Origin of the sequence: Providencia sp. PROV182, from assembly GCF_028480325.1 — a bacterium.
GTDB classification, from domain to species: Bacteria; Pseudomonadota; Gammaproteobacteria; order Enterobacterales; family Enterobacteriaceae; genus Providencia; species Providencia hangzhouensis.
On record NZ_JAMPOL010000012.1, the window covers coordinates 229,274 to 251,862 of the forward strand.

The window sequence follows — 22,589 nt, forward strand, 5'->3', positions numbered from 1 at the left end:
TAAATAAGTATGGCCCCAATATTGTTATCAATATTGGGGCCATCTGTGCTAAAAACAGCGTGTGATGACTAAAATGCATAGCTTAAATTAATTTTTCGCTTTTATTGTTAAGCTAAGTACGAATAGAACAGCCGATACCAATACGACAGACGGCCCAGCAGGGGTATCGTAGAAAGCAGAAAGTGTTAGCCCACCAGTCACAGCAATCATACCAATTAAGATAGCGATAAAGGCCATTTGCTCAGGTGTTCGAGCAAAACGTCGAGCCGTTGCTGCGGGTATAATCAATAAAGACGTAATAATTAACGCCCCGACAAACTTCATTGCAATGCCAATTGTTAGTGCGGTAACTAACATTAGTAATAAACGGAGTCTTTGAATATTAATGCCATCAACAAAAGCAAGTTCAGGGCTAACCGTTATGGACAAAAGTGCCCGCCAACGATAAAAAAGCAACCCGCAAACGACAATAACGCCAATAAAAATCGTTATAATATCTTCATAGCTGACTGAGAGTAAGTCACCAAATAAGTAAGCCATTAGGTCAACACGGACATTAGCCATCAAGCTAACAACGACTAAACCTAAAGACAGTGAACTGTGCGCCATAATACCCAGTAGAGTATCAACAGCAAGTTGTGGCCGCTTTTCTAGCCAAACTAAAATTAAGGCCAATAACAAAGTGACAGCAATAACAGCATAGAATGGGTTGATATTTAATAGAAGCCCAAATGCGACGCCTAGCAATGAAGCATGAGCTAGTGTATCGCCAAAATAGGACATTCGGCGCCACACAACAAAAGAGCCTAAAGGACCTGCCGCAATGGCAAGTAGCATGCCTGCTACCCAGCCGGGTAATAGTAACTCAATCATGTTTGCAGTCCTTGCTGTGTTGGTGACCAACAATAATATTGCCTTCTAAATCATGTTGATGATTATGTTGATGACGGTATACACCGAGTTGTTGAGCACCCCGATAACCAAACATTGCCACAAACTCAGGGTGGTTTGAAACAACGTCTGGCGCGCCAGAACAGCAAATATGGCCGTTAATGCAAAGTACTTTATCTGTTTTTGCCATCACGAGATGTAAGTCATGGGAAACCATTAATACAGCACAATTAAGCTCAGTTCTTAATTGATTAATTAAATCATATAGTGCAACTTGGCCTGTAATATCGACACCTTGAGCGGGTTCATCGAGCACTAACAGGTCAGGTTTATTGAGTAGGGCGCGAGCCAGTAAAACACGTTGAGTTTCACCGCCTGATAATTTTTGCATCGGTTGCTCGAGTAAATGCGTTGCTTTGACTCTTTCGAGTGCAGGTAACAAATGCTCTTTACGAGCACCGAGCTTTAATAACATAAACCGTTTAACCGTAAGAGGGAGCGTCGTATCTAAGTGAAGTTTTTGTGGAACATAACCAATAGCAAGAGAAGAAGGACGCGTAATGGTACCTGATGTAGGGGCAAGTAACCCGAGTACAACACGTACAATAGTTGATTTTCCAGCGCCATTTGGGCCTAAAAGGGTTACGATATCACCTTTATTCAGTTCAAAGGTAACATCGTTAAGGACCTGTTTTTCGCCAAATGAAACAGAAATTTTATTTAAAGTCAGTAATGGTTGCATATGAAAAACATCTTGCAGAATTCATTTTGTGTTATATTATAACATTTCAAAATCAAAATCACGGAAAAAGACTGCTATGATACATAAATCGAAAAACATTGCCTGCAAATTTCTTTTCGGGGCGGTGGCGACCTCCGTATTAAGTGCAACTATGGTATCAACTGCTAATGCTGATGTTGTAACGTCAATTCGCCCACTGGCCTTTATTGCCGCAGGGATTGCAGACGGTGTCACTGAGACACAAGTTTTATTACCAGATGGTGCTTCACCTCATGATTATGCACTTAAACCTTCTGATTTGAAAAAAATTAAACAGGCTGATCTATTCGTATGGGTTGGACCTGATATGGAAATGTTTTTACAGAAGCCAATCAATACATTACCACAGAATAAACGCCTAGCATTGGCTGAGCAGAAAAACATTAAGCCACTACTTATGGCGGAGTCACATGAAGATGAACATGATCACGAACATGGAGATGAAGCTAACCATGACAACGATCACGAACATCATCATCATGGTGAGTATAATATGCATATCTGGTTATCCCCAGAAATTGCAAATTACGCTGCGCAAGACATTTATGAGCGTTTAGTAGAGCTTTATCCTGAACAAAAAAATAAGCTAGACGTAAACCTTCGTAAATTCAAAGAAAATATGACGCAAAATGATCAGAAAATTGCTAATATTTTGCAGCCAGCTAAAAATAAGGGTTATTTTGTTTTTCACGACGCTTACGGTTACTTTGAAAAACACTATCAATTAGCTCCATTAGGGCACTTTACGATAAACCCAGAAATACAACCTGGCGCGCAGAAATTACATCAAATACGAACACAATTGGTTGAGCACAAAGCGCAATGTGTTTTTGCTGAGCCACAATTCAGGCCTGCTGTGATTGAAAGTGTAGCACGAAATACGGGGGTGAAAATGGGAACTCTCGACCCACTAGGAATTGGGCTGGCGATAGGGCCAGATAGCTACATGCAGTTTTTGACTCAATTATCAGAGCAATACGCCAGCTGCCTGGATTAAAAATAGAAGGAATTGTTTAAGTGCAGCAAATGGCCAAAAGTCTGGCTCAGGTATACGGTAGCCTGTCTAGGACACATAAAATTGTATTAAGTACGCTCACTGTAGCGACTATGGCCGTCGCAATTTGGCGGCCAGTTCATGTACCAACGACAACTGAAAATGATGGCACACCGGATACCATCATACCGCTCTCATTATTACCTGCAAGTGATGCTACCGACGATATAATTCAAGACAGTAGTGAACAGCTACCTGATGAAGGCCTTGCTGATACCGAAGCTGAAGCAATAGAGACAGGGGGAGAAGCTGCGCCTCTCCCCCATGAATATGTTGTTGCAAGTGGTGATAACTTAACGACTATTTTAACTCAATTCGGTATTGAAGCTGGGGATGTTGCAACGCTATCTAACCAACATAAGTCATTGAGAAACCTTAAAATAGGCCAATCCTTAAATTGGTCTTTAACAGAACAGGGTGAGTTAGAATCATTGACTTGGGATGTTTCTCGCCGTGAGACCCGTATTTTTACCCGCGTAGGAACGACAAATAAATTTGAAGAAACTAAGCAAATTCGCGAAGGTGAATGGACTAACAGTGTTTTAAAAGGTACGGTTGACGGTTCATTTGCACAAAGTACAAACAAAGCGGGCTTAACACGTAATGAAGGCCGTGAGGTGATTAAAGCCTTACAATGGCAGGTTGATTTCAAAAAATTGAAAAAAGGCGATAAATTCAGTGTGTTAATGAGCAGGGAAATGCTTAACGGGCGCAGTGAGCAGAGCCAACTCATTGGTGTTCGTCTGCAAACTAATGGAAAAAGCTATTATGCTTTTCGTGCTGAAGATGGGCGCTATTATGATAGCGAAGGGAATGGCTTAGAACGCGGTTTCTTACGTTTTCCAACCGCTAAACAGTTTAGAGTGTCTTCACAATTCAATCCTCGCCGAGTTAACCCAGTTACTGGGCGTGTAGCACCACATAAAGGCGTGGACTTCGCAATGCCTGTTGGCACGCCAGTACTTGCTGTTGGTGATGGTGAAGTGATTGTTTCAAAATACAGCGGCGCTGCAGGCAACTTTATTGCTATCCGTCATGGGCGTCAATATACCACTCGTTACATGCATTTACGCCAATTGTTAGTTAAGCCTGGGCAAAAAGTTAAGCGTGGTGATAGAATTGCGCTATCAGGTAATACTGGGCGTTCGACCGGGCCTCATCTACATTTTGAAATGTGGGTGAATCAACAAGCAGTAAATCCACTTACTGCGAAATTACCAAGTTCTGGTGGTTTAACAGGAAAAGAGCGTAAAGAATATTTAGCGCTAGTAAAAGAAACGAAACCACAACTTAAACTACAGTAACTTAAGTTTCTATTTTATCGCTGGCAGGTACTTGTATCTGCCAGTTTTCTTTGTAATGCTCCCGTAAACTATTATTATAAGCTATAGAGAGATAGCTAATATTCACTTGAGTACAGCATGAATAAAGATCAAGACACTGATAGTAAAAAAGGCTATATGCCAACTTTTCACCGTTCTTATCTATTACCTAAATATTGGGGGGTATGGTTAGGAGCGGGTATTTTGGCAGGATTGGCTTTCATTCCGGTTAAAATCCGTGACCCTTTACTCGCTAAAATAGGAAAATGGGTTGGGCGATTGGCTAAAAGTGGCCGTCGTCGTGCCAAAATTAACTTACTTTATTGTTTTCCTAAATTGACAGAACAACAACGAGAAGAATTAGTTGATCGTATGTTTGAAACCGCACCACAGTCTTTTGTTATGTTGGCAGAGCTATGTCTTCGTGGTGCAAGTAAAACGCTAGCTAGAACGCATTGGCATAATCAAGAAATTATAGAGCGCTTAAAACAGCAACAAAGCAATGTTATTTTTATGGTTCCTCATGGCTGGGCCGTTGATGCACCAGCGATGTTATTAGCAGCAAAAGGCCAGAAAATGGCGGCAATGTTTCATCACCAAAAGAACCCAGTTGCAGATTATTTATGGAATAAAGCGAGATACCATTTCGGGGGGCGCTTGCATTCAAGAGAAGCGGGTATTAAGCCTTTTATTGCTTCTGTTAGACAAGGATATTGGGGGTTTTATCTTCCAGACCAAGATCATGGTGAGGAGCATAGCGAATTTGTTGATTTTTTTGGTACATATAAGGCAACATTACCTGCAATCGGTAGGTTAATGAAAGTTTGTAAAGCGAAAGTTGTGCCACTATTTCCCGTTTATGACCATAAAACGCATCAATTGCATATTTTTATCCGTGAACCAATGGATGATATCGATGGTAAGGACGATAAGTATATTGCACGAAGAATGAATGAGGAGCTGGAATATCTGGTTTCCCCGAACTTAGAACAATACACATGGATACTAAAGCTATTAAAAACGCGAAAAGAGGGAGAAATAGAACCTTATCAGCGAAAAGATCTTTACCGTTAGTGTCCAGATCTACAGAATAATTTTTGAGCCATTACCTTTTGAGTAATGGCTTTTTTTTGTCTAAAAGTGTGCTCATCATAGAAATATACACTTAATACCCATAATTTTGAAAAGCTGGGTACCATTATTAATGGTGTATAGTTATTTAATTTATTTTTATATTTCTTGGTTTTATTATTAGGCTGTTTTTAGTTACTTGTATTGATCTTTTCGAGAGTATAAGAGAACTGATAGCTTTACATAAAAAAATATCCCCTATTAAAAATGATTATCGATATATCAAAATAAATAACTTAAAAACTTTTAAATATATGAGTAAATAAGGAATGGTATGTAAAAGTATTTATTAACGATAAATAAAATATATCTCCCAGGTTAATAATTTGGAGACTCTATGGTTAAAACCCGAACTACGCTAGACCAATGGATAACCCTACAAGCGGTGGTTGACTACGGTGGTTTTGCTCAAGCAGCTGAAATCTTGCATAGAACACAATCATCAATTAGTTATACCATCAGTAAATTAGAGCAAACGTTAGAAATTGAAATATTTTCTTTAGAAAAACGTCGTGCAGTATTAACTAAACAAGGAGAACAGTTATTAGCGTTATCAAGAGAAGTAACAAATAAAGCGATTTCATTAGAAGAGGTTGCCAAGTCATTAAATTATGAGGGAAATAATAAAATTAATATAGTTATAGATTCGCTATATCAAAGTGATGAAATACTTAAAAAAATTGGAGAGCTAAGCTGCTCTAGAAAGGATTATGATATTGATCTTAAGAAGATTTCACTAAGAAAATCAGATGTTTTTACAATTAAAAATTATGATTTACTAATTACTCATCATTACATTGAGTCGTTAAATCCCATATTTCTTGAACAGGTTGAAGCGGTGCTTGTAACCAACCCAAATCATAAGCTGCAACATTGTTCAGTTGACAATATACTGAAAATAATGGAAAAAACAGCCTCAATTTCTTTGAAGCTTACAGGTATGAATGGGATCAAAAGCATCCAAACTATCCATATTTCTAATGTGGAATTAGCAATTAAATTAGCCGAAAATTCGGTTGGTTATTTATGGTTGCCGAAAAATTTAATCCAGAAAGAATTAAATAATAATTCATTAAAAGAGCTGAAAATAGTAAATAAAAAGTCGTTCTATAATTTTTATATGTATATTAATAAAATCTCAATGGCAAATGAAATTTTAAAAAACTATCTAATTGCTAATAAAAAATCTAAATAAAAGAGCCAGTTCATAAATGATAAAAACAAAGTATTAATATTTTAGATGCAATTTTAAAAAATTCAATGTATCCATTGGTTAACTTAACTAAAGGTAGATGATATATTTCTTCTGAACTAAAAATATGAGTGATTTATTTGTTTATGTAGTAATTAATAATTAAAAATCTATATTATAGGAACTATTATGAGTATTCTAAAAAAATCCCTAACTATAATAGGGGTTACTTTAGCTGTAACATCTACGCCAACTGTTTTTGCTTCAGGTACAATTAACTTTACTGGGGAAATAACTGATATAGCTTGTACAGTTGATAGCAATTCAAAAAATTTAAATGTTGACCTTGGAAAGGTATCAGCTAAAAGTTTAGCCGCACAAGGAGAAGTGGCGGGTTTAAAAAACTTTACTATTAAACTTGTTGATTGTCCAACAAACTCCAAAGTAACTGTACGTTTCGGTGGCACACGTGATACCGCAGACAACGATATTCTTGCAATTAACCAAGCTGTAGGCGTTGCAAATAATGTCGGTGTTGCTTTATTTGAAAAAGATGCAATAACGCAAATTAAGTTGTTTGAAGATTCAAAACAAATTGAATTCGATGGTACAACAGTAGACTTAGACTATGTTGCTCGTTATAAAGCGACTGGTGTAGTAACTGCAGGGCCTGCTAATAGCAGTGCTGTATACAGTATTCAATATCATTAACTAATTGGAGAGTGACAATGGTTACTCTCCTTCTTATTTCAATATAATGGTTGTTTTATGAAAAAAATATTTTTTTCAATCTGTATATGTTTTTTTTCTATAACTAGCACCTCTCAAGCCTCAGGGATTAGTGTAGGTGGAACACGTTTTGTCTATGAAGAAAATAAACGTGAAATTGATATTCCTATTTTCAATAGTGATAAAGAAAAACCTTTTTTAATTCAAAGCTGGGTATCACCATTTGGCGGAGAGGGGAAAGCACCATTTATTGCCATACCACCATTATTTCGTATTGAGCCAGATACAAATGGTTCAGCTAGAATTTCTTATATAGGTGAGCCTATCGGTTCAAATACTGAACAAATTTATTTGCTTAATATCAAATCAATACCACCAAAAAATAATAGTATTGAGAATGAACTACAGATATTCATAAATTCACAGTTTAAATTATTTTTAAGGTCGAAAGATATAGAGCCATTCGACTTTAAAAAAATTTTTTTAGTTGAGAAACCAGATGGGATTATGATTGATAACCAAACTCCATATCACTTATCAATCAAAAATATCCTTGACAATGGCAGGGTTATTGACGGTGCTAGTTTAATATATCCATTCAAAAATGACTATATCATTAAGAAAAAAATAAATAATGGTGACTCAATAGTTGTTCAATTTATCAATGACTATGGCGCTATTATAGAGAAAAAAACCAAATAAGAGTCTCTAAGATGCCAGTTTTTTGTAAAAAAAATACGCTTATGTATTCTAATGTTTTTACTGCGATTAGCTTAATATTTTATATCAATAATACAATTGCTAAAGATATTTTTGATATTAATGCAATTAATTCCGGAATGGAAAACCAAGTCGCAGATATAAATAGTTTAGGCTACCTATCATCTGCGGGAGGACAATTGCCAGGAGATTATTTTGTTGATATCTATATAAATGATAAATTGGTTGATAACAAGAATATAAGGTTTTTATTTGATGATAAAGCTAAAAAATTATCTCCTGAAATAACAAAAAAAATGCTGCTAAACTGGGGTGTGAAAAACTCAGCAAGTGAAAAGTTTTCAGCAAGTGGAGAGGACGAATATTTGAATGACATTAGTAAAATTATTCCTGGTGCTAATTATCAATACAGATTTGAAACCCAACAATTACAAATTAGTATCCCACAAATTGGATTAGAAAATACGAGTAGAGGCTATGTTGAACCAAAGGAATGGGACGATGGAATCACAGCTACATTTGTTAACTACACAGTTCGGTTTAATAAACATTGGTACCAAAATAAGAATAATAGCGATAATTCGTTCTTAGGTTTAAGAAGTGGTATTAATATGGGCGCTTGGCGTTTCCGTAATCATAGTACCTACAGTAAAACGACATATGAAACGAATTGGAATAATCTACAAACTTATGTAGAACGTGATATTCGTAGCTTAAAAAGCCGCTTAACGATTGGTGAAATATCCTCTGATAATGGCGTAATAGAGAGCCCCCCTTATCTTGGAGTGAAGCTAGTATCTGATGAAAGTATGTTACCTCAAAGTGAAAGGGGTTTTGCACCTACAGTGACTGGTCTTGTACAATCAAACGCGATTGTTACTATCAGCCAAAATGGCAACGTGATTTATCAAACCACCGTGCCGCCGGGTAGGTTTGCGATTAATGATTTGTATCCAACGTCATATAGTGGTGATCTTGAGGTCACAATTGAAGAAGCTAATGGCACGGTAAGGTCTTTTATTCAGCCTTTCTCTGCAGTGCCAATGATGCAAAGAGCCGGCACATTAAAATATAGCGTAGATATTGGTAAATATAATGTTGATGGTGCACGACGTAAACCTAATTTTGCGCAAGCATCAGCAATTTACGGCTTGCCATATAACTTATCCGTTTATGGAGGTTTCTTAGTTTCTCAAGACTATCAAGCCTACACAATAGGTGCTGGAGTAAATTTAGGCAAAATTGGCGCGATATCAACAGACATTACAGAAGCATCGGTACAATTGATTGATAAAAAGAGTGCGAAAGGGCAAGCGTATCGAATTCAATATTCGAAATACATTCCAAATACAGGCACTTCTTTTTCTTTGGCGTCATATCGTTACTCAACAAAAAACTATTATGATTTTTCTGATTTGAATAATTATCTTTATAATATGGGGCGAAAAAAACAACAGTTTCAAGTATCAGTCTCTCAGTCACTTGACGAAATCGGTTATTTATCGGTGAATGGTTACCAGCAATATTATTGGGACAAAAGTGGTTCTGATAAAAGTTTAACAATGAGTTTTAGCTCTAATTATAATTCATTGAATTACAGCGTTGCTTATTCTTATATTAAACAAGACTATTCAAAAACAAATGACCAAATGCTGTCATTCAATTTGAGTATTCCTTTTGATTTGGGTCGAAAAAATAATTGGGCTAACTATAGCTATAGTACCAGCAAAAATGGAGATTCGATTAGCTCATTAAGTTTTAATGGTATGCAATTAGTAGATAATAATTTGCAGTATAACCTTACGCAAAGATATAACCATAGCCGTAATGAATTTAGCAGTTCCGTTAGTGCAAACTATATAGTTTCATCAGGAGAATACAGTTTGGGTTATAACTATGACCCTAAATATCATGCTATCGATTTCAGTGCAACGGGAGCACTATTATTGCATTCTGGCGGGTTAACGACCTCTCGTACTATCTATGATTCTGCAGTGCTCGTTAAAGCAGAAGATATAGACAATTTAAAAGTAAATAACGCGCAATCACTTTACACTAATTCGTCAGGTTATGCAGTAATTCCCACAGTGACTCGTTATGAACGAAATAAAATTAGTGTCGATACTGCAACATTAAGTGGCAATAATGATGTTGCGATTAATACAACGACAGTCGTTCCTACTCAAGGTGCGATTGTATTAGCTAATTTCCAAGCAAAACGGGGTGCTAGAGTTTTATTAAAACTCAAGTATGCGGGAAAAGCAATTGCATTTGGTACACAAGTTTCTGTTATGGAAAGTGAGGAACAAGTTACAGGCGGTATTGTTGCAAATGATGGGGAAGTTTATTTAAGTGGCGTTCCAGAGCAAAGCAAGATAATAGTGAAATGGGGCAACGGTAATAATCAACAATGTACAGTTCCACTTTTATTATCATTAGAGAATGAAAAAATTCAGTTTATAGAACGAGTTTGTGAATAGGAGTTATCATGAAAAATTTAGGTCTAAAAATAGGCATTTCGTTCCTTTTATATTCACAATTCGGGGCTGCTGAATTTAGGGCTGAATTTACCAGCCAATTAGTTAATCCGAATAAAACACTTTATGTATCACGAACTTTACCAGTAGGTACTTTTATTGGTTCTATTGATTTAGGAACCCACTCTCCATGGACGTGGTGGAATGTGACGGGTAATACAGAAGTTGGAATTTATGTACCAATCGAACCAGGAAATTCAAGGTATATTCCGGGTATAGGTTATGTTAGAGAAATTAATAGTTCAGGCGTTGGTTATACTTTGCATGGTACAGTAATGAGCCCTTGCTCTGGTTTTGCATATGTTGATGGGGTAAATACGAAAGATGGAAATAATAATAATAGATTTATATGTGGCTCTAATGCATCTTCAGCAACGTATACTGTAAAATTAAGGGCGGATTTTTATAAAGTTGGTAATAATGTTAAAAGCCAAACTTTACCAATATCTAATGCTGCGATGTTGATTTTATTCCACAATGGTTTCATTACTACAGATTTATATGGGAGGTTCGAACCCAAAGTAAATATGGGGCCAATCAATGTTATTTCGAGTGGTTGTGAAGTCAAAAATAAGTCAATAGACGTACTATTCGGTAACGTTAGTAAATTGTCCTTTACAGGTGTTGGTTCAACGAGTTCTGAGAGCAAGCAAAATTTTCAAATTGAATTAGATTGTGACCCTATATCTCCGATAAAAATTACGTTTATTGGAACTCAAGATTCAAGTCAAACACCAGGGGCAATCGCACTTAATAATTTAGCCGATGAAAATACAGCGAAAGGTTATGCCATCCAAGTAAAACACAACGGTATACCCATTAAGCTTAATCAATTAATACCGCTCGCCAATAAAAATGACATAGGGCAATACAACATTCCGTTGGAAGCCGCGTATATCCAAACTCAATCTGCAACGACAGCTGGGAAAGCGAATGGTACGCTACAATTTAACCTACAATATCATTAAATGCTATTTTCTCTGTATTTTACGCAAGTGATGCAGAGCTATACTTTCTTGTGTTAATTCTTTTTTAAGTTAGATAGCGTTTCAATATAAAGGAAAGCCCCCACCCATAGGCGAGGGCTAAAAGATTATTCAACTTCTAGAATACGACAAGTATTCGTGCTACCTACAGTGCCCATTAAGTCACCTTGGGTGACAAGAACCACGTCACCACTCATTAAATAGCCGTTATCACGTAAACGCGTGACAGCTTCATTGGCAGCCGCAATACCATCTGTATGGGTGCTACAGAAAACAGGTGTAACACCACGATAGAGAGAACATTGATTAAGGGTTTTTTCATGACGAGACATGGCAAAAATAGGTAAACCAGAGCTGATCCGAGACATCATACGAGCAGTACGGCCAGACTCAGTCATTGCTATGATAGCTTTAACCCCTTTAAGATGGTTAGCAGCATACATTGTTGACATTGCAATTGCTTCTTCAGGGCTATTAAACTCCGCATCTAAACGGTGTTTAGACACATTTAGGCCCGGCATTTTTTCTGCGCCAAAACAAACCTGCGCCATCGCGGCTACCGTTTCTGCTGGGTACTGGCCTGCAGCAGTTTCAGCAGAAAGCATAACGGCATCAGTACCATCCAACACCGCATTCGCAACGTCCATGACTTCGGCTCGCGTTGGCATAGGGTTAGTGATCATCGATTCCATCATTTGTGTTGCGGTTATAACAACACGGTTTAATTGGCGAGAGCGGCGGATCAATTTTTTCTGGACAGCGACTAATTCAGGGTCGCCAATTTCCACTCCGAGGTCACCACGAGCAACCATAACGACATCAGAAGCGAGAATAACTTCATCCATCACTTCATCATTGGCAACGGCTTCTGCACGTTCTACTTTAGCAACAATTTGGCATTCACAGCCCGCATCACGAGCTAATCGGCGTGCATAATCTAAATCTTCACCTGAGCGAGGGAATGAAACAGCTAAGTAATCAACATTAATTTTTGCAGCAGTTTTTATATCTTCTTTGTCTTTTTCTGTTAATGCTTCAGCTGAAAGACCGCCACCGAGTTTATTAATACCTTTATTGTTAGATAGTTGGCCACCAACAGTAACTTCTGTAAATACCTGTAACCCTTTGACTTCAAGGACTTTCAATTGTACTCGACCATCATCAAGAAGCAAAATATCACCTGGAACGACATCGGCAGGTAAGCCTTTATAGTCGATACCTACTTTCTCTTGGCAGCCTTCACCTTTACCTAAATTGGCATCAAGAATGAATTTATCGCCAATATTTAGGAAAACTTTACCATCTTTAAAAGTGGAAACACGAATTTTAGGACCTTGCAAATCACCGAGGATCGCAACGTGACGTCCTAAACGAGCGGCAATCTCACGTACTTTGTTCGCACGTAATAGATGGTCTTCTGGAGTTCCGTGGGAGAAGTTAAGGCGAACAACGTTGGCGCCAGCGTTGATAATTTTTTCAAGGTTATTATCGCGATCTGTAGCTGGACCAAGAGTTGTAACAATTTTAGTTCTTCTAAGCCGTCTAGACATGTATTACTCCGTTGACCTGTAATGGTGTTGATAAAAGAGTGAAACCATTTCACTCCATTTCGAAACCTGTTTACTGCAAATAGGGATGCTGACACGAGCACAGCTATTATATACAGCCAATTTCTTAATGCTATCAGGTCTGTAAAACTATTAAAGCCTGAAAAGCAAAGAAAAGCATTTATACAGCCAATTTATTGCCTTTAGATGCTATCAAACCGCGAATCACGTAATGCTTCTTTGACGCGCTTCAAGTTATCTCTAAATTTTTCACCTCTTCTTAACGTAAAACCCGTTGTTAGTACATCAATGACAGCGAGCTGCGCCATTCTTGATACCATTGGCATATAGATATCAGTATCTTCAGGAACATCAATAATGATAGATAAGGAAGCGGCTTGAGAGAGAGGTGAGTTTTCTGAGGTAATTGCAATTATAGTCGCGTCATTTTCCCGTGCTAAACGTGCCATATCAACTAATGCTTTGGTTCTTCCTGTATGGGAAATGAGCACAATAACATCTCCTTCATTACTATTGATACAGCTCATACGTTGCATGACAATATCATCGAAGTATATGACAGGAATATTAAAGCGGAAAAACTTATTCATTGCGTCGTGCGCGACAGCTGCAGAGGCGCCAAAGCCAAAAAAACTGATTTTCCGAGCTTGAGTTAATAAATCAACAGCACGATTAATTGCACTGATATCTAATGTGTGTTTTACATTATCTAATCCAGCCATAGCAGATTCAAAAATCTTATGAGTATAGGTATTTACTGTATCGGTTTCTTCTATATGGCGGTTAATATAGGGGGTGCCGTTGGCTAAGTTTTGTGCTAATCGTAATTTAAAATCAGGGAATCCTTTCGTATCCATTTTTCGACAAAATCGGTTTACTGTTGGCTCGCTAACATCAGCTAATTGCGCGAGTGTGGCGATACTAAGATGAATGGCATTTTGTGGCATACCTAGAATAACCTCAGCCACCTTTTTTTCTGATTTACTTAAAAAATCGAGACTTGTCTTCATTTGTTCTAAAATATTCATATAGCAAAAGCGCCTATTTCATCGAAAGGAGAAATTTTTGAGTCATCACGTTATCCTATTATTGATTTTAAATTTCTTGCTGTGATGTCGTAATAGAGAGTGAAAATATACTATGTATGATATGTAAGCTATCTGAATACAGGTGATAAGTAGCAGCTTTTTATGAAACTTTGACCCGTATCTAATTTTCAGAATAGTAAACATCCTACTTATTTTGTTATTTTTTTACGGAAGCTGTCTCCATTCAGTTAAATCGCATCTTTTTAATACACTAAAAATTATTCAGTGTGTAACATAAGATTAAACAGACAATATGTTGTTTTTTTCATCATAAAAACTGTGATCGGTATCATGAACATTTACTGGGCACTAGCAACAGGGTACATTAGCGGAATTAGGGCTAATTTTAACAAAATTACAATAAGGCCTATCCTAGTTAGGTCTTACATTCCGCAAATTGAGGAGAACCAATATGGCGGTACATAATGCTGCTCAAGCTTGTGACTTAATTATTTTTGGCACCAAGGGAGACCTCGCTCGTCGTAAGCTGCTGCCATCGCTTTATCAGTTAGAAAAAGCAGGTTACATTCATCCAGACACGCGCATTATTGGTGTTGGTCGTGCTGAATGGAGTCAAGATGATTATGTCCACTTTGTCAAAGAAGCGTTAGATAAGTTCTTAAAAGAAGATCTCGATTCAGCATTGTGGGAAAAACTAAGCGCTCGCTTGGATTTTTGTAACTTAGACGTTAACCAGACTGAAAGTTTTGTGCGTTTAGCTGAAATGTTAAAACAAGATGCACAACCCGCTATCCATTACTTTGCTATGCCACCGAGTACTTTTGGTGCTATGTGTCAAGGGTTGGGTCATGCTAAATTAAATAAAAAGCCAAATCGCGTTGTCATGGAAAAACCACTGGGAACGGATTTAGCGTCGTCACAAGAAATTAATAATGAAGTGGCTAAGTATTTTGATGAAAGCCAAGTCTATCGTATTGACCACTATCTTGGTAAAGAAACCGTTTTAAACTTACTCGCATTGCGTTTTGCAAACTCGTTATTTATCAATAACTGGGACAACCGCACTATTGATCATGTCCAAATCACGGTTGCAGAAGAAGTAGGAATCGAAGGTCGTTGGGGATATTTCGACCAAGCAGGCCAAATGCGTGATATGGTACAAAACCACTTATTGCAAATCTTAACGATGATTGCCATGTCACCACCGGCAGATTTAACCACTGACCGTATTCGCGATGAAAAAGTGAAAGTCTTACGTTCTTTACGTCGTATCGACCATACAAATGTGCGTGAAAAGGCAGTACGAGGGCAATATACCTCTGGTTTTGTTCAAGGTAAAAAAGTCCCTGGATATTTAGAAGAAGAGGGTGCGAACAAGCAAAGTATGACCGAGTCATTCGTTGCTTTGCGTGTTGATATCGATGATTGGCGTTGGGCAGGTGTACCTTTCTATTTACGTACGGGTAAGCGCCTACCTGCAAAATGTTCTGAAGTTGTTGTTTATTTTAAAAAACCAGCATTGAATATTTTCTCTGAAAGTTATCAAGACCTGCCTCAGAATAAATTAACTATTCGTTTGCAGCCAGACGAAGGGATTGATATTGAAATTATGAATAAGGCACCAGGCCTTGATCATAAACACCGTTTACAAACCACTAAATTGGATTTAAGTTTCTCTGAAACTTTCAACCAGACTCACCTTGCAGATGCTTATGAGCGTTTATTACTTGAAGCCATGCGTGGCATTCAAGCACTGTTTGTTCGCCGCGATGAAGTAGAAGAAGCATGGAAATTTGTTGATTCTATTATAGATGCATGGGCAATGGACAATGAAGCGCCTAAGCCATATCAAGCAGGGACTTGGGGGCCGATTGCATCTGTTGCGATGATCGCACGCGATGGCCGTTCATGGAATGAGTTTGAATAATATTATCAATATTTGAAATATTAGGTAGTATATTGACTAAAATGGCGGGGTAATCCCGCCATTTATCTATGCTTATCATATTGTTAGGTATAGCTACATAGGATATTAAAGGATTAATTCGCTACGTCCTGTCGCTGCCATATGAATAATCGCTTGCTCGATGCGTAAACATGCCATTTTAGCGGCATCAGGAACGGATAGTCCCGCTAATAACTGAGCGGTGAGTTCAGCGCCAAATAAATCCCCCGTTCCTTTTGGTGTGACAGGGTAACGTTTGTGGCGGATTACGGCCACGTTATCTTGGGTAACACAAACGACTTCAATGTTGTCGTCATCAGGCTGGAAAGCACTTGTGATGATTACCCACTGTGTATTTCCCTTTAATAAGCTACGGGCTGCAGCCGTAGCATCATCCAAGTTATGGACTTGTTTGCCACTTAACGTCATGAGCTCGAATTTGTTTGGAATAATACCTGTAGCTAAAGGAATGACTTTATCGCGGTATACCTCGGCAATTTCGGGTGGAATATAAAAACCGCTGTCTTCATCTCCCATGACTGGGTCAACAATAACCGGTAGTGCCGTTCTTTCTTTACGAACTAGAGTTAACCAGTTTGCTAAGTCTTGGGCTTTTTCTGGGGAACCTAGATAACCAGTCAAAATAGCTCTCACAGAATTTAAGCTACCCCGCTCAACAAAACCGTTTAAATAACCACGAAACCACTCACCAGGCAACTCACCACCATAGCAAGTTGTATAATGAGGCGTATTACTGAGTACTACAGTAGGTACTGCCGCAACACGTAAACCTTGTTTTGTCAGGGCTGGAACGGCAATACTATTTCCAACACTGCCATAAATAACTTGCGACTGAATTGAAACAACATCATAAGGTAATGGTGTTGCATCAGTGGAATTTTGGAAACTATTGGAGGTAAGGCTAAAGGCGTTCATGGCTCTCTCTTCGGCATATTACAATCATATAGCTACTATAAGAAGCTTGTTCAATCAGGTTGTCAATGCTAAAAATCGAATAGCTTAATTAAGGCGTGATGAGAGTATAAAAAGTGGAAAAAAGAGATTTTTTTATAAAATAATTCCAGTGAAAAATTTATCATCATCGCTTGTTTATTCGCGCAATAGTTGATAGCTCAAGGGTTGATTAGCATATTAATGAATAGTTATGCATATTTTTATTCAATGCAAAAAATGTTTATATTCATTGACTTAATAAATTTGGCATGTTAAAAATAAACTGAAATTAACTATCAACATGAGGGTTCGGAGTAAATTGGGTAGATGTCTACCTGATGAAAAGAATAAGATATCATGCTTAGCTCAACTAGCGGCAAGATCAGCAAGTCCCAAAAAAGAACGACACACAGGCTTTTCCTTTCAGCTATCCTTTCCAGTGAACACTACTGGTGTGGTGCATTATAGCGTCTCTCTCGATTATTCATTTCGCTGAATAAACTCAGCAACACGTTGTTATTTATTTGAATTTTCAACAACTACGCAATAGTAATCTGTATTTTTTATCTGTACAAAAAATAGACTATTACGTGGCTGTATATAGAGAGATATTATAATGATTTACTGGATATTTTTAGTATTAGCTATCGTAACTGAAGTTATCGGTACACTATCAATGAAACATGCCAGCGTCAGTGGTGATTTTACTGGTATGGTCGTGATGTATGTGATGATAGCAACATCATACATTTTACTTGCTGTTGCAGTTAAAAAAGTGGCATTAGGTGTCGCCTATGCACTATGGGAAGGTATCGGTATCCTTTTTATCACAACATTTAGTGTCATGTGGTTTGGAGAAACGCTATCACCGATGAAAATTGGGGGGTTAGTATTACTGATCACCGGTATTGGACTGATTAAATCAGGCACCAAGAAAACCACCGTTCGTCAATCTGCACAAAAAGTAAAACAAGTTACACAAAACGCGGTCAATGCAGCCAAAACAAATGCTTTAGTTGGACGCGAAGCTAAGTCGGAGGCGTAATATGGCCAGTCATTTTGAATGGTGGCATGCTGCGTTTTTGATCCTAGCAGTCATATTAGAAATCGCAGCCAACATTTTGTTAAAAATGTCGAATGGGTTTAAACGATACTGGATAGGTATTCTTTCTCTAATTGCGGTACTCGGAGCTTTCAGTGCATTAGCGCAAGCAGTAAAAGGAATTGAACTTTCAATTGCCTATGCATTATGGGGAGCATTCGGGATTATCGCGACAGTAGCAGCAGGTTGGATACTTTTCAATCAACGGCTAAATTATAAAGGCTGGGGAGGGATTGTGTTATTGCTACTAGGAATGGTTCTCATCAAGATGTCGTAATGCTCGTCATATTTTGCACTGTCGCGTTGTTGGCTGCATTCGTTAACCCTAGTCACATACTTATGTATGCTCCAAGGGATTAACTCACTTGCCGCCTAGCGACACTGCAAACTATTTAGAGCATGGATGGGCGCTAATAATTGGCGCCCATTTTTATGCAAAGCAAAACCTGTTTAATCAATCAATTGCTGCAACAATCTTAATTTCAACTTTATATTCTGGCTTCATCAACAATGCTTGGACAGTACAACGAACAGGTGCGCTTCCAGCAACAACCCATGCATCCCATGCTTGGTTCATCCCAGCAAAATCGGCTTTATCAGCGAGGAAAATGGTGGCATCAAGAATTTTACTTTTGTCTGAACCAACACGTTCAAGCATCACATCAATCGCCGCGAGTGTATTTGCTGTTTGGGCAACAATATCAGCGTCAAGATTTTCAGGAACACTGGTGTAGTAAATGACATTATTGTGAATGACAGCTTCAGACCAACGATTATCAGGGTCAATACGTTTGATAGTCATAATTATTCCTTATTATACATGTGGCTCAAGAATAACAGTTTGCAGGCTGGATGAAAATCAGTTGTTCAACGAAGTAATAATTACCTAAGCAGGGTTAAGAAACTCATGGTAAAGTGTGCCCTCATTATTCCTAATAAATAGGTCATGTAGTGCACGACGATTTTTCTGCGGATGGCTTTTTAGCCAGAACAATTCCTGGTTTTCAGCCTCGAGAAGCACAAGTTACGATGTCGAATGCAGTAACCGAGTCGATTGAGCAGCAGCATGTGCTGGTGGCGGAAGCGGGTACTGGAACAGGAAAAACATATGCTTATTTAGTTCCTGCATTGCGTAGTGGAAAAAAAGTCATTGTTTCTACGGGATCAAAAGCCTTACAAGATCAACTGTATCACCGAGACTTACCGACAATTATTGATGCGATGAATTACGCTGGACGGACCGCGTTATTAAAAGGGCGTTCGAATTATTTATGTTTAGAGCGATTAGACCAACAATCCCTCGGTGGTGGTAGTCTTGAACCGGAAATATTGTCTGCTGTTGTGAGGTTACGTAGTTGGTCCATTGAATCTGAGTTAGGTGATACGAGCACTTGTCATGATATTGCGGAGGACAGCCCAGTTTGGCCGTTAGTGACTAGCACCAATGATAATTGTCTTGGAAGTGATTGCCCACGTTATCAAGAATGTTTTGTCTTAAAAGCACGACGTAAAGCTTTAGAAGCGGATATTGTCGTTGTGAATCACCATTTATTTATGGCTGATAGAGTCGTGAAAGACACAGGTTTTGGAGAGTTAATTCCCCAAGCAGAGGTCATGATTTTTGATGAAGCGCACCAAATTCCTGATATAGCCAGCCAATATTTTGGTCAGCAACTAAGTAGTCGCCAATTGCTTGATCTGGCACGCGATATGATTATGGCCTATCGAACTGAGTTAAAAGACCAAGTGCAACTGCAAAAAAGTGCAGATAGGCTCACTCAAAGTACGCTAGATTTCCGGCTCAATTTGGGAGAAAACAGTTTTCGTGGCAATTTACGTGATTTACTAAAGCGCCCTGAAGTACAAAGAGCATTGACATTACTTGATGATTCTCTTGAACTTTGTTACGAAGTGATCAAAACCACTTTGGGCCGTTCACAGAGCTTAGACTCTATTTTTGAGCGTGTTACTATTTACCGAAATCGTTTGAACCGTTTAAAAGATGTGACAATTGCAGGCTACAGCTATTGGTTTGAAAGTTATGGTCGCCATTTTTTACTGGCACTAACGCCATTAACGGTTGCAGATAAATTCAGCGAAATGATCGCAAGTACGCCAGCCAGTTGGGTATTTACATCAGCAACTTTGTCGGTAAATGAAAAACTAAGTCACTTCACTGACCGTTTAGGTCTAGCCACGGCAAAAACGCTATTATTAGCCAGCCCATTTGATTATCAAAGCCAAACTTTATTATGTGTTCCGCGTTTTTTACCCGAACTCAATCAACGAGGCCTCGCACAAAAATTGGCAACCATGCTACGACCTATGATTGAAAAAAATCAGGGACGTTGCTTCTTTTTATGTACATCACACCTGATGATGCGTGAATTGGCCGAGGAATTTAAATCTTCATTGACATTACCGGTTCTAATGCAAGGGGAAAGCAGTAAAAACAAACTGTTATCTCAGTTTATTGCTGCGGGGAATGCTGTTTTAGTTGCCACTAGTAGCTTTTGGGAGGGGGTTGATGTGCGAGGTGATGAATTAACTTGTGTCATTATCGATAAACTCCCATTTACTGCCCCTGATGACCCGCTATTAAGAGCGCGCATCGAAGATTGTGAATTACGGGGTGGAGATCCATTCTCGGATGTCCAATTACCAGATGCAGTTATTACTTTAAAGCAAGGTGTAGGGCGGCTAATTCGAGACACTAGTGATTATGGTGTCATCGTTATTTGTGATAACCGTTTAGTGACTCGCCCTTATGGTGAGGTTTTTTTACGTAGCCTTCCGCCATCACCACGAACAAGAAGTATACAAAAAGCAATTGCATTTCTTGAAGAGAAAAGGCAAGAAGTTAATAGAGTGAGGTAAATCCCACCTTGTTTTTCTGCTATTCCTACGGCCGTTTATGTTAATATAATCGGCATCTTTTAATCAGAAACTATTAATTTGCCGGAGTTTAGGCATGTCGAGTCGTATTCTTGCTGTTGATACAGCAACAGAAGCCTGTTCAGTCGCACTTTGGTGTGAAGGTGACATTATTTCGCGTTTCGCGATTTCTCCTCGAGAGCACACACAAAAAATTTTACCGATGGTTGAGGAAGTTCTTGCAGAAGCTGGGATGGGGTTGAACCAGTTAGATGCATTGGCTTTCGGGCGTGGTCCTGGTAGTTTTACGGGGGTTCGTATTGGTGTTGGTATTGCACAAGGGTTAGCACTAGGGGCTAATTTGCCCATGATTGGCGTTTCCTCTTTAATGACACTTGCTGAAGGCGCCTTTCGTATAATGGGGCATCATCAGGTATTAGTGGCTATTGATGCACGGATGTCAGAAATCTATTGTGCCCAATATCAGCGAACATCCGCAGGCCAATGGTTAGGTGAAGAAACTGAAGCAGTTCTACTTCCCGACGATTTTAAGAGCAAAGTGACAGGGCTTTCAGGGCTGTGGGGTTATGCAGGTACTGGGTGGGAGGCATATCCCTCATTGTTGAATGCATCAATTACATTAGCTAACAGTCATATTACGCTGCCTGATGCGCAAGATATGTTACCCATTGCTGCTCAATTATGGCAACAGGGAAAAGTGGTTGCCGTTGAAAATGTTGAACCTACTTACCTGCGTAATGAAGTTACATGGAAAAAATTGCCTGGTCGTGAATAATACGCAGAAAATTAATTGATGTTGAATTGGCTATATCAGGTGATATGGCCAATTTTTTATATTACACACAAAACAAATCAAATATTGAATAATAAAAATACAAATCGAATCATTCAATAATTTAGGATATTATTAGGTGGTAAGATAATTCTTATGGCTACTTTTAACATATCGTGTTTTGTTTACTAAATGCTATTTAAAATTGTATTACCTGAATTTATAATATCGCTAATCGGAGGTGGTCTATGAATATTGAATTAAACTGCCGTAATGCACTTAAAGGTCTTTTTATTGCAAGCGTATTAGCGCTGACAGGGTGTGTTTCAATACCTGCTTCAATTCAAGGCTCGGTTCAAAACCCAACAGATAACTTAACATCGGTACAAAATGCTCCTGAAATGTATATTGGCCAAGAGGCGCGTTTTGGTGGGAAAGTCCTTGCAGTTGAAAACGAAGCAGCAAGAACACGTTTAGAAATTGCGGTGATGGCATTGAATAAATATGATGCAGCACCAGAGCTTAATTCCCCTTCAATTGGCCGCATTTATGCGTACTTAAATGGTTTTCGTGAGCCAAGTGATTTTACTAACCGTTATATCACTGTGGTGGGGAAAATCACGGGGGAACAGCAAGGGAAAGTAGGGCAAGTTCCTTATAAGTATGTCACGTTAGATGTAACAGGTTTCCAACGCTGGAATGTCGCACAAAGTGTTATGATCCCGCCGTCTGGCCCTTGGGGTTATGGTTATTATGGCGACCCGTATTTTTATAACCACCCATGGGGTTATGGTTATGGGTACGGTTATCCAGGAGGCCCAGTACCCGTACAAACTTATCTAACAGAATAACGATTATTTTTCTTTATTTAAAGGCCCCGATTATTGCGGGGCCTTTTTGTTGTGCATAGAAAACCCCCAGCTAGGCTGGGGGTTCCGTAAAGCTTTCAGCTTTGAATAAT

General features: G+C 38.5%; 20 protein-coding genes. 14 read left to right on the forward strand and 6 right to left on the reverse strand.

Annotation, left to right across the window (positions count from 1 at the left end):
* Nucleotides 1-87 precede the first annotated feature (87 nt).
* Together znuB and znuC are read right to left on the reverse strand one after the other, a co-directional pair.
* On the reverse strand, nucleotides 88-873 hold the full coding sequence (gene znuB, locus PR834_RS11635) for a zinc ABC transporter permease subunit ZnuB (RefSeq protein ID WP_094962966.1): 786 nt from the start codon (nucleotides 871-873) through the stop codon (nucleotides 88-90).
* A complete protein-coding gene (gene znuC / locus PR834_RS11640) occupies nucleotides 866-1,633 on the reverse strand; it encodes a zinc ABC transporter ATP-binding protein ZnuC (protein WP_004255015.1) in 768 nt (255 codons plus the stop codon). Before znuC ends, znuB begins: the two co-directional genes overlap by 8 nt.
* Nucleotides 1,634-1,709: 76 nt before the next feature.
* Between znuC and znuA the strand changes: the two genes are divergently transcribed.
* The 8 genes from znuA to PR834_RS11680 all read left to right on the forward strand — a co-directional run bounded on the left by znuA (nucleotide 1,710) and on the right by PR834_RS11680 (nucleotide 11,325).
* On the forward strand, nucleotides 1,710-2,669 hold the full coding sequence (gene znuA, locus PR834_RS11645; RefSeq protein ID WP_110591670.1) for a zinc ABC transporter substrate-binding protein ZnuA: 960 nt from the start codon (nucleotides 1,710-1,712) through the stop codon (nucleotides 2,667-2,669).
* A gap of 20 nt (nucleotides 2,670-2,689) precedes the next feature.
* Nucleotides 2,690-4,030, forward strand: coding sequence for a murein DD-endopeptidase MepM (gene mepM, locus PR834_RS11650; protein WP_094962968.1), 1,341 nt, complete (start codon nucleotides 2,690-2,692; stop codon nucleotides 4,028-4,030).
* A gap of 117 nt (nucleotides 4,031-4,147) precedes the next feature.
* Nucleotides 4,148-5,122: a lauroyl-Kdo(2)-lipid IV(A) myristoyltransferase gene (lpxM, locus tag PR834_RS11655; protein WP_004255007.1), complete on the forward strand. Its 975-nt coding sequence runs from the start codon at nucleotides 4,148-4,150 to the stop codon at nucleotides 5,120-5,122.
* A gap of 394 nt (nucleotides 5,123-5,516) precedes the next feature.
* Nucleotides 5,517-6,374 carry a LysR family transcriptional regulator gene (locus tag PR834_RS11660; RefSeq protein WP_004255005.1) on the forward strand — a complete coding sequence of 286 codons (858 nt, stop codon included), beginning with the start codon at nucleotides 5,517-5,519 and terminating at the stop codon, nucleotides 6,372-6,374.
* A gap of 186 nt (nucleotides 6,375-6,560) precedes the next feature.
* Nucleotides 6,561-7,082 (forward strand): fimbrial protein, encoded by a 522-nt coding sequence (locus PR834_RS11665; protein ID WP_004255004.1) that lies wholly within the window; start codon nucleotides 6,561-6,563, stop codon nucleotides 7,080-7,082.
* Nucleotides 7,083-7,139: 57 nt separating this feature from the next.
* Nucleotides 7,140-7,802, forward strand: coding sequence for a fimbrial biogenesis chaperone (locus PR834_RS11670; RefSeq protein WP_272536669.1), 663 nt, complete (start codon nucleotides 7,140-7,142; stop codon nucleotides 7,800-7,802).
* An 11-nt stretch (nucleotides 7,803-7,813) separates the two neighbouring features.
* Nucleotides 7,814-10,300 (forward strand): fimbria/pilus outer membrane usher protein, encoded by a 2,487-nt coding sequence (locus PR834_RS11675; protein WP_272536670.1) that lies wholly within the window; start codon nucleotides 7,814-7,816, stop codon nucleotides 10,298-10,300.
* A gap of 8 nt (nucleotides 10,301-10,308) precedes the next feature.
* Entirely contained in the window at nucleotides 10,309-11,325 is a 1,017-nt protein-coding gene (locus PR834_RS11680; RefSeq protein ID WP_144139896.1) for a fimbrial protein, read from the forward strand.
* Nucleotides 11,326-11,450: 125 nt separating this feature from the next.
* Here the strand turns inward: PR834_RS11680 and pyk are convergent, their stop codons facing one another.
* Together pyk and PR834_RS11690 are read right to left on the reverse strand one after the other, a co-directional pair.
* Nucleotides 11,451-12,893 (reverse strand): pyruvate kinase, encoded by a 1,443-nt coding sequence (pyk, locus tag PR834_RS11685; RefSeq protein WP_094962974.1) that lies wholly within the window; start codon nucleotides 12,891-12,893, stop codon nucleotides 11,451-11,453.
* Nucleotides 12,894-13,093: 200 nt separating this feature from the next.
* A complete protein-coding gene (locus PR834_RS11690) occupies nucleotides 13,094-13,939 on the reverse strand; it encodes a MurR/RpiR family transcriptional regulator (RefSeq protein ID WP_004254990.1) in 846 nt (281 codons plus the stop codon).
* Nucleotides 13,940-14,411: 472 nt separating this feature from the next.
* On the opposite strand from PR834_RS11690, the gene zwf reads away from it, so the two are divergent.
* Nucleotides 14,412-15,887, forward strand: a complete 1,476-nt coding sequence (gene zwf / locus PR834_RS11695; protein ID WP_004254987.1) for a glucose-6-phosphate dehydrogenase — start codon at nucleotides 14,412-14,414, stop codon at nucleotides 15,885-15,887.
* 105 nt (nucleotides 15,888-15,992) lie between these two features.
* On the opposite strand, the gene pdxK is transcribed toward zwf, so the two are convergent.
* Complete coding sequence (gene pdxK, locus PR834_RS11700) at nucleotides 15,993-16,841, reverse strand: pyridoxine/pyridoxal/pyridoxamine kinase (protein WP_004254983.1); 849 nt, start codon at nucleotides 16,839-16,841, stop codon at nucleotides 15,993-15,995.
* A gap of 634 nt (nucleotides 16,842-17,475) precedes the next feature.
* Between pdxK and mdtJ the strand changes: the two genes are divergently transcribed.
* Together mdtJ and mdtI are read left to right on the forward strand one after the other, a co-directional pair.
* Nucleotides 17,476-17,904, forward strand: coding sequence for a multidrug/spermidine efflux SMR transporter subunit MdtJ (mdtJ, locus tag PR834_RS11705; protein ID WP_004254982.1), 429 nt, complete (start codon nucleotides 17,476-17,478; stop codon nucleotides 17,902-17,904).
* Between the two features lies 1 nt (nucleotide 17,905).
* Nucleotides 17,906-18,238: a multidrug/spermidine efflux SMR transporter subunit MdtI gene (gene mdtI, locus PR834_RS11710; RefSeq protein ID WP_004254980.1), complete on the forward strand. Its 333-nt coding sequence runs from the start codon at nucleotides 17,906-17,908 to the stop codon at nucleotides 18,236-18,238.
* Between the two features lie 177 nt (nucleotides 18,239-18,415).
* Here mdtI and PR834_RS11715 read toward each other — a convergent pair whose 3' ends face one another.
* Nucleotides 18,416-18,763, reverse strand: coding sequence for a RidA family protein (locus PR834_RS11715; RefSeq protein WP_004254978.1), 348 nt, complete (start codon nucleotides 18,761-18,763; stop codon nucleotides 18,416-18,418).
* Between the two features lie 149 nt (nucleotides 18,764-18,912).
* Between PR834_RS11715 and PR834_RS11720 the strand changes: the two genes are divergently transcribed.
* From PR834_RS11720 to PR834_RS11730, 3 genes are all read left to right on the forward strand, one after another.
* Entirely contained in the window at nucleotides 18,913-20,838 is a 1,926-nt protein-coding gene (locus PR834_RS11720) for an ATP-dependent DNA helicase (protein WP_004254977.1), read from the forward strand.
* Between the two features lie 94 nt (nucleotides 20,839-20,932).
* Nucleotides 20,933-21,631 carry a tRNA (adenosine(37)-N6)-threonylcarbamoyltransferase complex dimerization subunit type 1 TsaB gene (tsaB, locus tag PR834_RS11725; protein ID WP_096864866.1) on the forward strand — a complete coding sequence of 233 codons (699 nt, stop codon included), beginning with the start codon at nucleotides 20,933-20,935 and terminating at the stop codon, nucleotides 21,629-21,631.
* A 245-nt stretch (nucleotides 21,632-21,876) separates the two neighbouring features.
* Nucleotides 21,877-22,479: a Slp family lipoprotein gene (locus tag PR834_RS11730; protein ID WP_004254971.1), complete on the forward strand. Its 603-nt coding sequence runs from the start codon at nucleotides 21,877-21,879 to the stop codon at nucleotides 22,477-22,479.
* The last annotated feature ends 110 nt before the right edge of the window (nucleotides 22,480-22,589 follow it).

Bases quoted from the DNA above. Each gene is read 5' to 3' on its own strand.
- znuB (WP_094962966.1), bottom strand. From the start codon at position 873: ATGATTGAGTTACTATTACCCGGCTGGGTAGCAGGCATGCTACTTGCC.
- znuC (WP_004255015.1), bottom strand. From the start codon at position 1,633: ATGCAACCATTACTGACTTTAAATAAAATTTCTGTTTCATTTGGCGAA.
- znuA (WP_110591670.1), top strand. From the start codon at position 1,710: ATGATACATAAATCGAAAAACATTGCCTGCAAATTTCTTTTCGGGGCG.
- lpxM (WP_004255007.1), top strand. From the start codon at position 4,148: ATGAATAAAGATCAAGACACTGATAGTAAAAAAGGCTATATGCCAACT.
- PR834_RS11660 (WP_004255005.1), top strand. From the start codon at position 5,517: ATGGTTAAAACCCGAACTACGCTAGACCAATGGATAACCCTACAAGCG.
- PR834_RS11665 (WP_004255004.1), top strand. From the start codon at position 6,561: ATGAGTATTCTAAAAAAATCCCTAACTATAATAGGGGTTACTTTAGCT.
- PR834_RS11670 (WP_272536669.1), top strand. From the start codon at position 7,140: ATGAAAAAAATATTTTTTTCAATCTGTATATGTTTTTTTTCTATAACT.
- PR834_RS11675 (WP_272536670.1), top strand. From the start codon at position 7,814: ATGCCAGTTTTTTGTAAAAAAAATACGCTTATGTATTCTAATGTTTTT.
- PR834_RS11680 (WP_144139896.1), top strand. From the start codon at position 10,309: ATGAAAAATTTAGGTCTAAAAATAGGCATTTCGTTCCTTTTATATTCA.
- pyk (WP_094962974.1), bottom strand. From the start codon at position 12,893: ATGTCTAGACGGCTTAGAAGAACTAAAATTGTTACAACTCTTGGTCCA.
- PR834_RS11690 (WP_004254990.1), bottom strand. From the start codon at position 13,939: ATGAATATTTTAGAACAAATGAAGACAAGTCTCGATTTTTTAAGTAAA.
- zwf (WP_004254987.1), top strand. From the start codon at position 14,412: ATGGCGGTACATAATGCTGCTCAAGCTTGTGACTTAATTATTTTTGGC.
- pdxK (WP_004254983.1), bottom strand. From the start codon at position 16,841: ATGAACGCCTTTAGCCTTACCTCCAATAGTTTCCAAAATTCCACTGAT.
- mdtJ (WP_004254982.1), top strand. From the start codon at position 17,476: ATGATTTACTGGATATTTTTAGTATTAGCTATCGTAACTGAAGTTATC.
- mdtI (WP_004254980.1), top strand. From the start codon at position 17,906: ATGGCCAGTCATTTTGAATGGTGGCATGCTGCGTTTTTGATCCTAGCA.
- PR834_RS11715 (WP_004254978.1), bottom strand. From the start codon at position 18,763: ATGACTATCAAACGTATTGACCCTGATAATCGTTGGTCTGAAGCTGTC.
- tsaB (WP_096864866.1), top strand. From the start codon at position 20,933: ATGTCGAGTCGTATTCTTGCTGTTGATACAGCAACAGAAGCCTGTTCA.
- PR834_RS11730 (WP_004254971.1), top strand. From the start codon at position 21,877: ATGAATATTGAATTAAACTGCCGTAATGCACTTAAAGGTCTTTTTATT.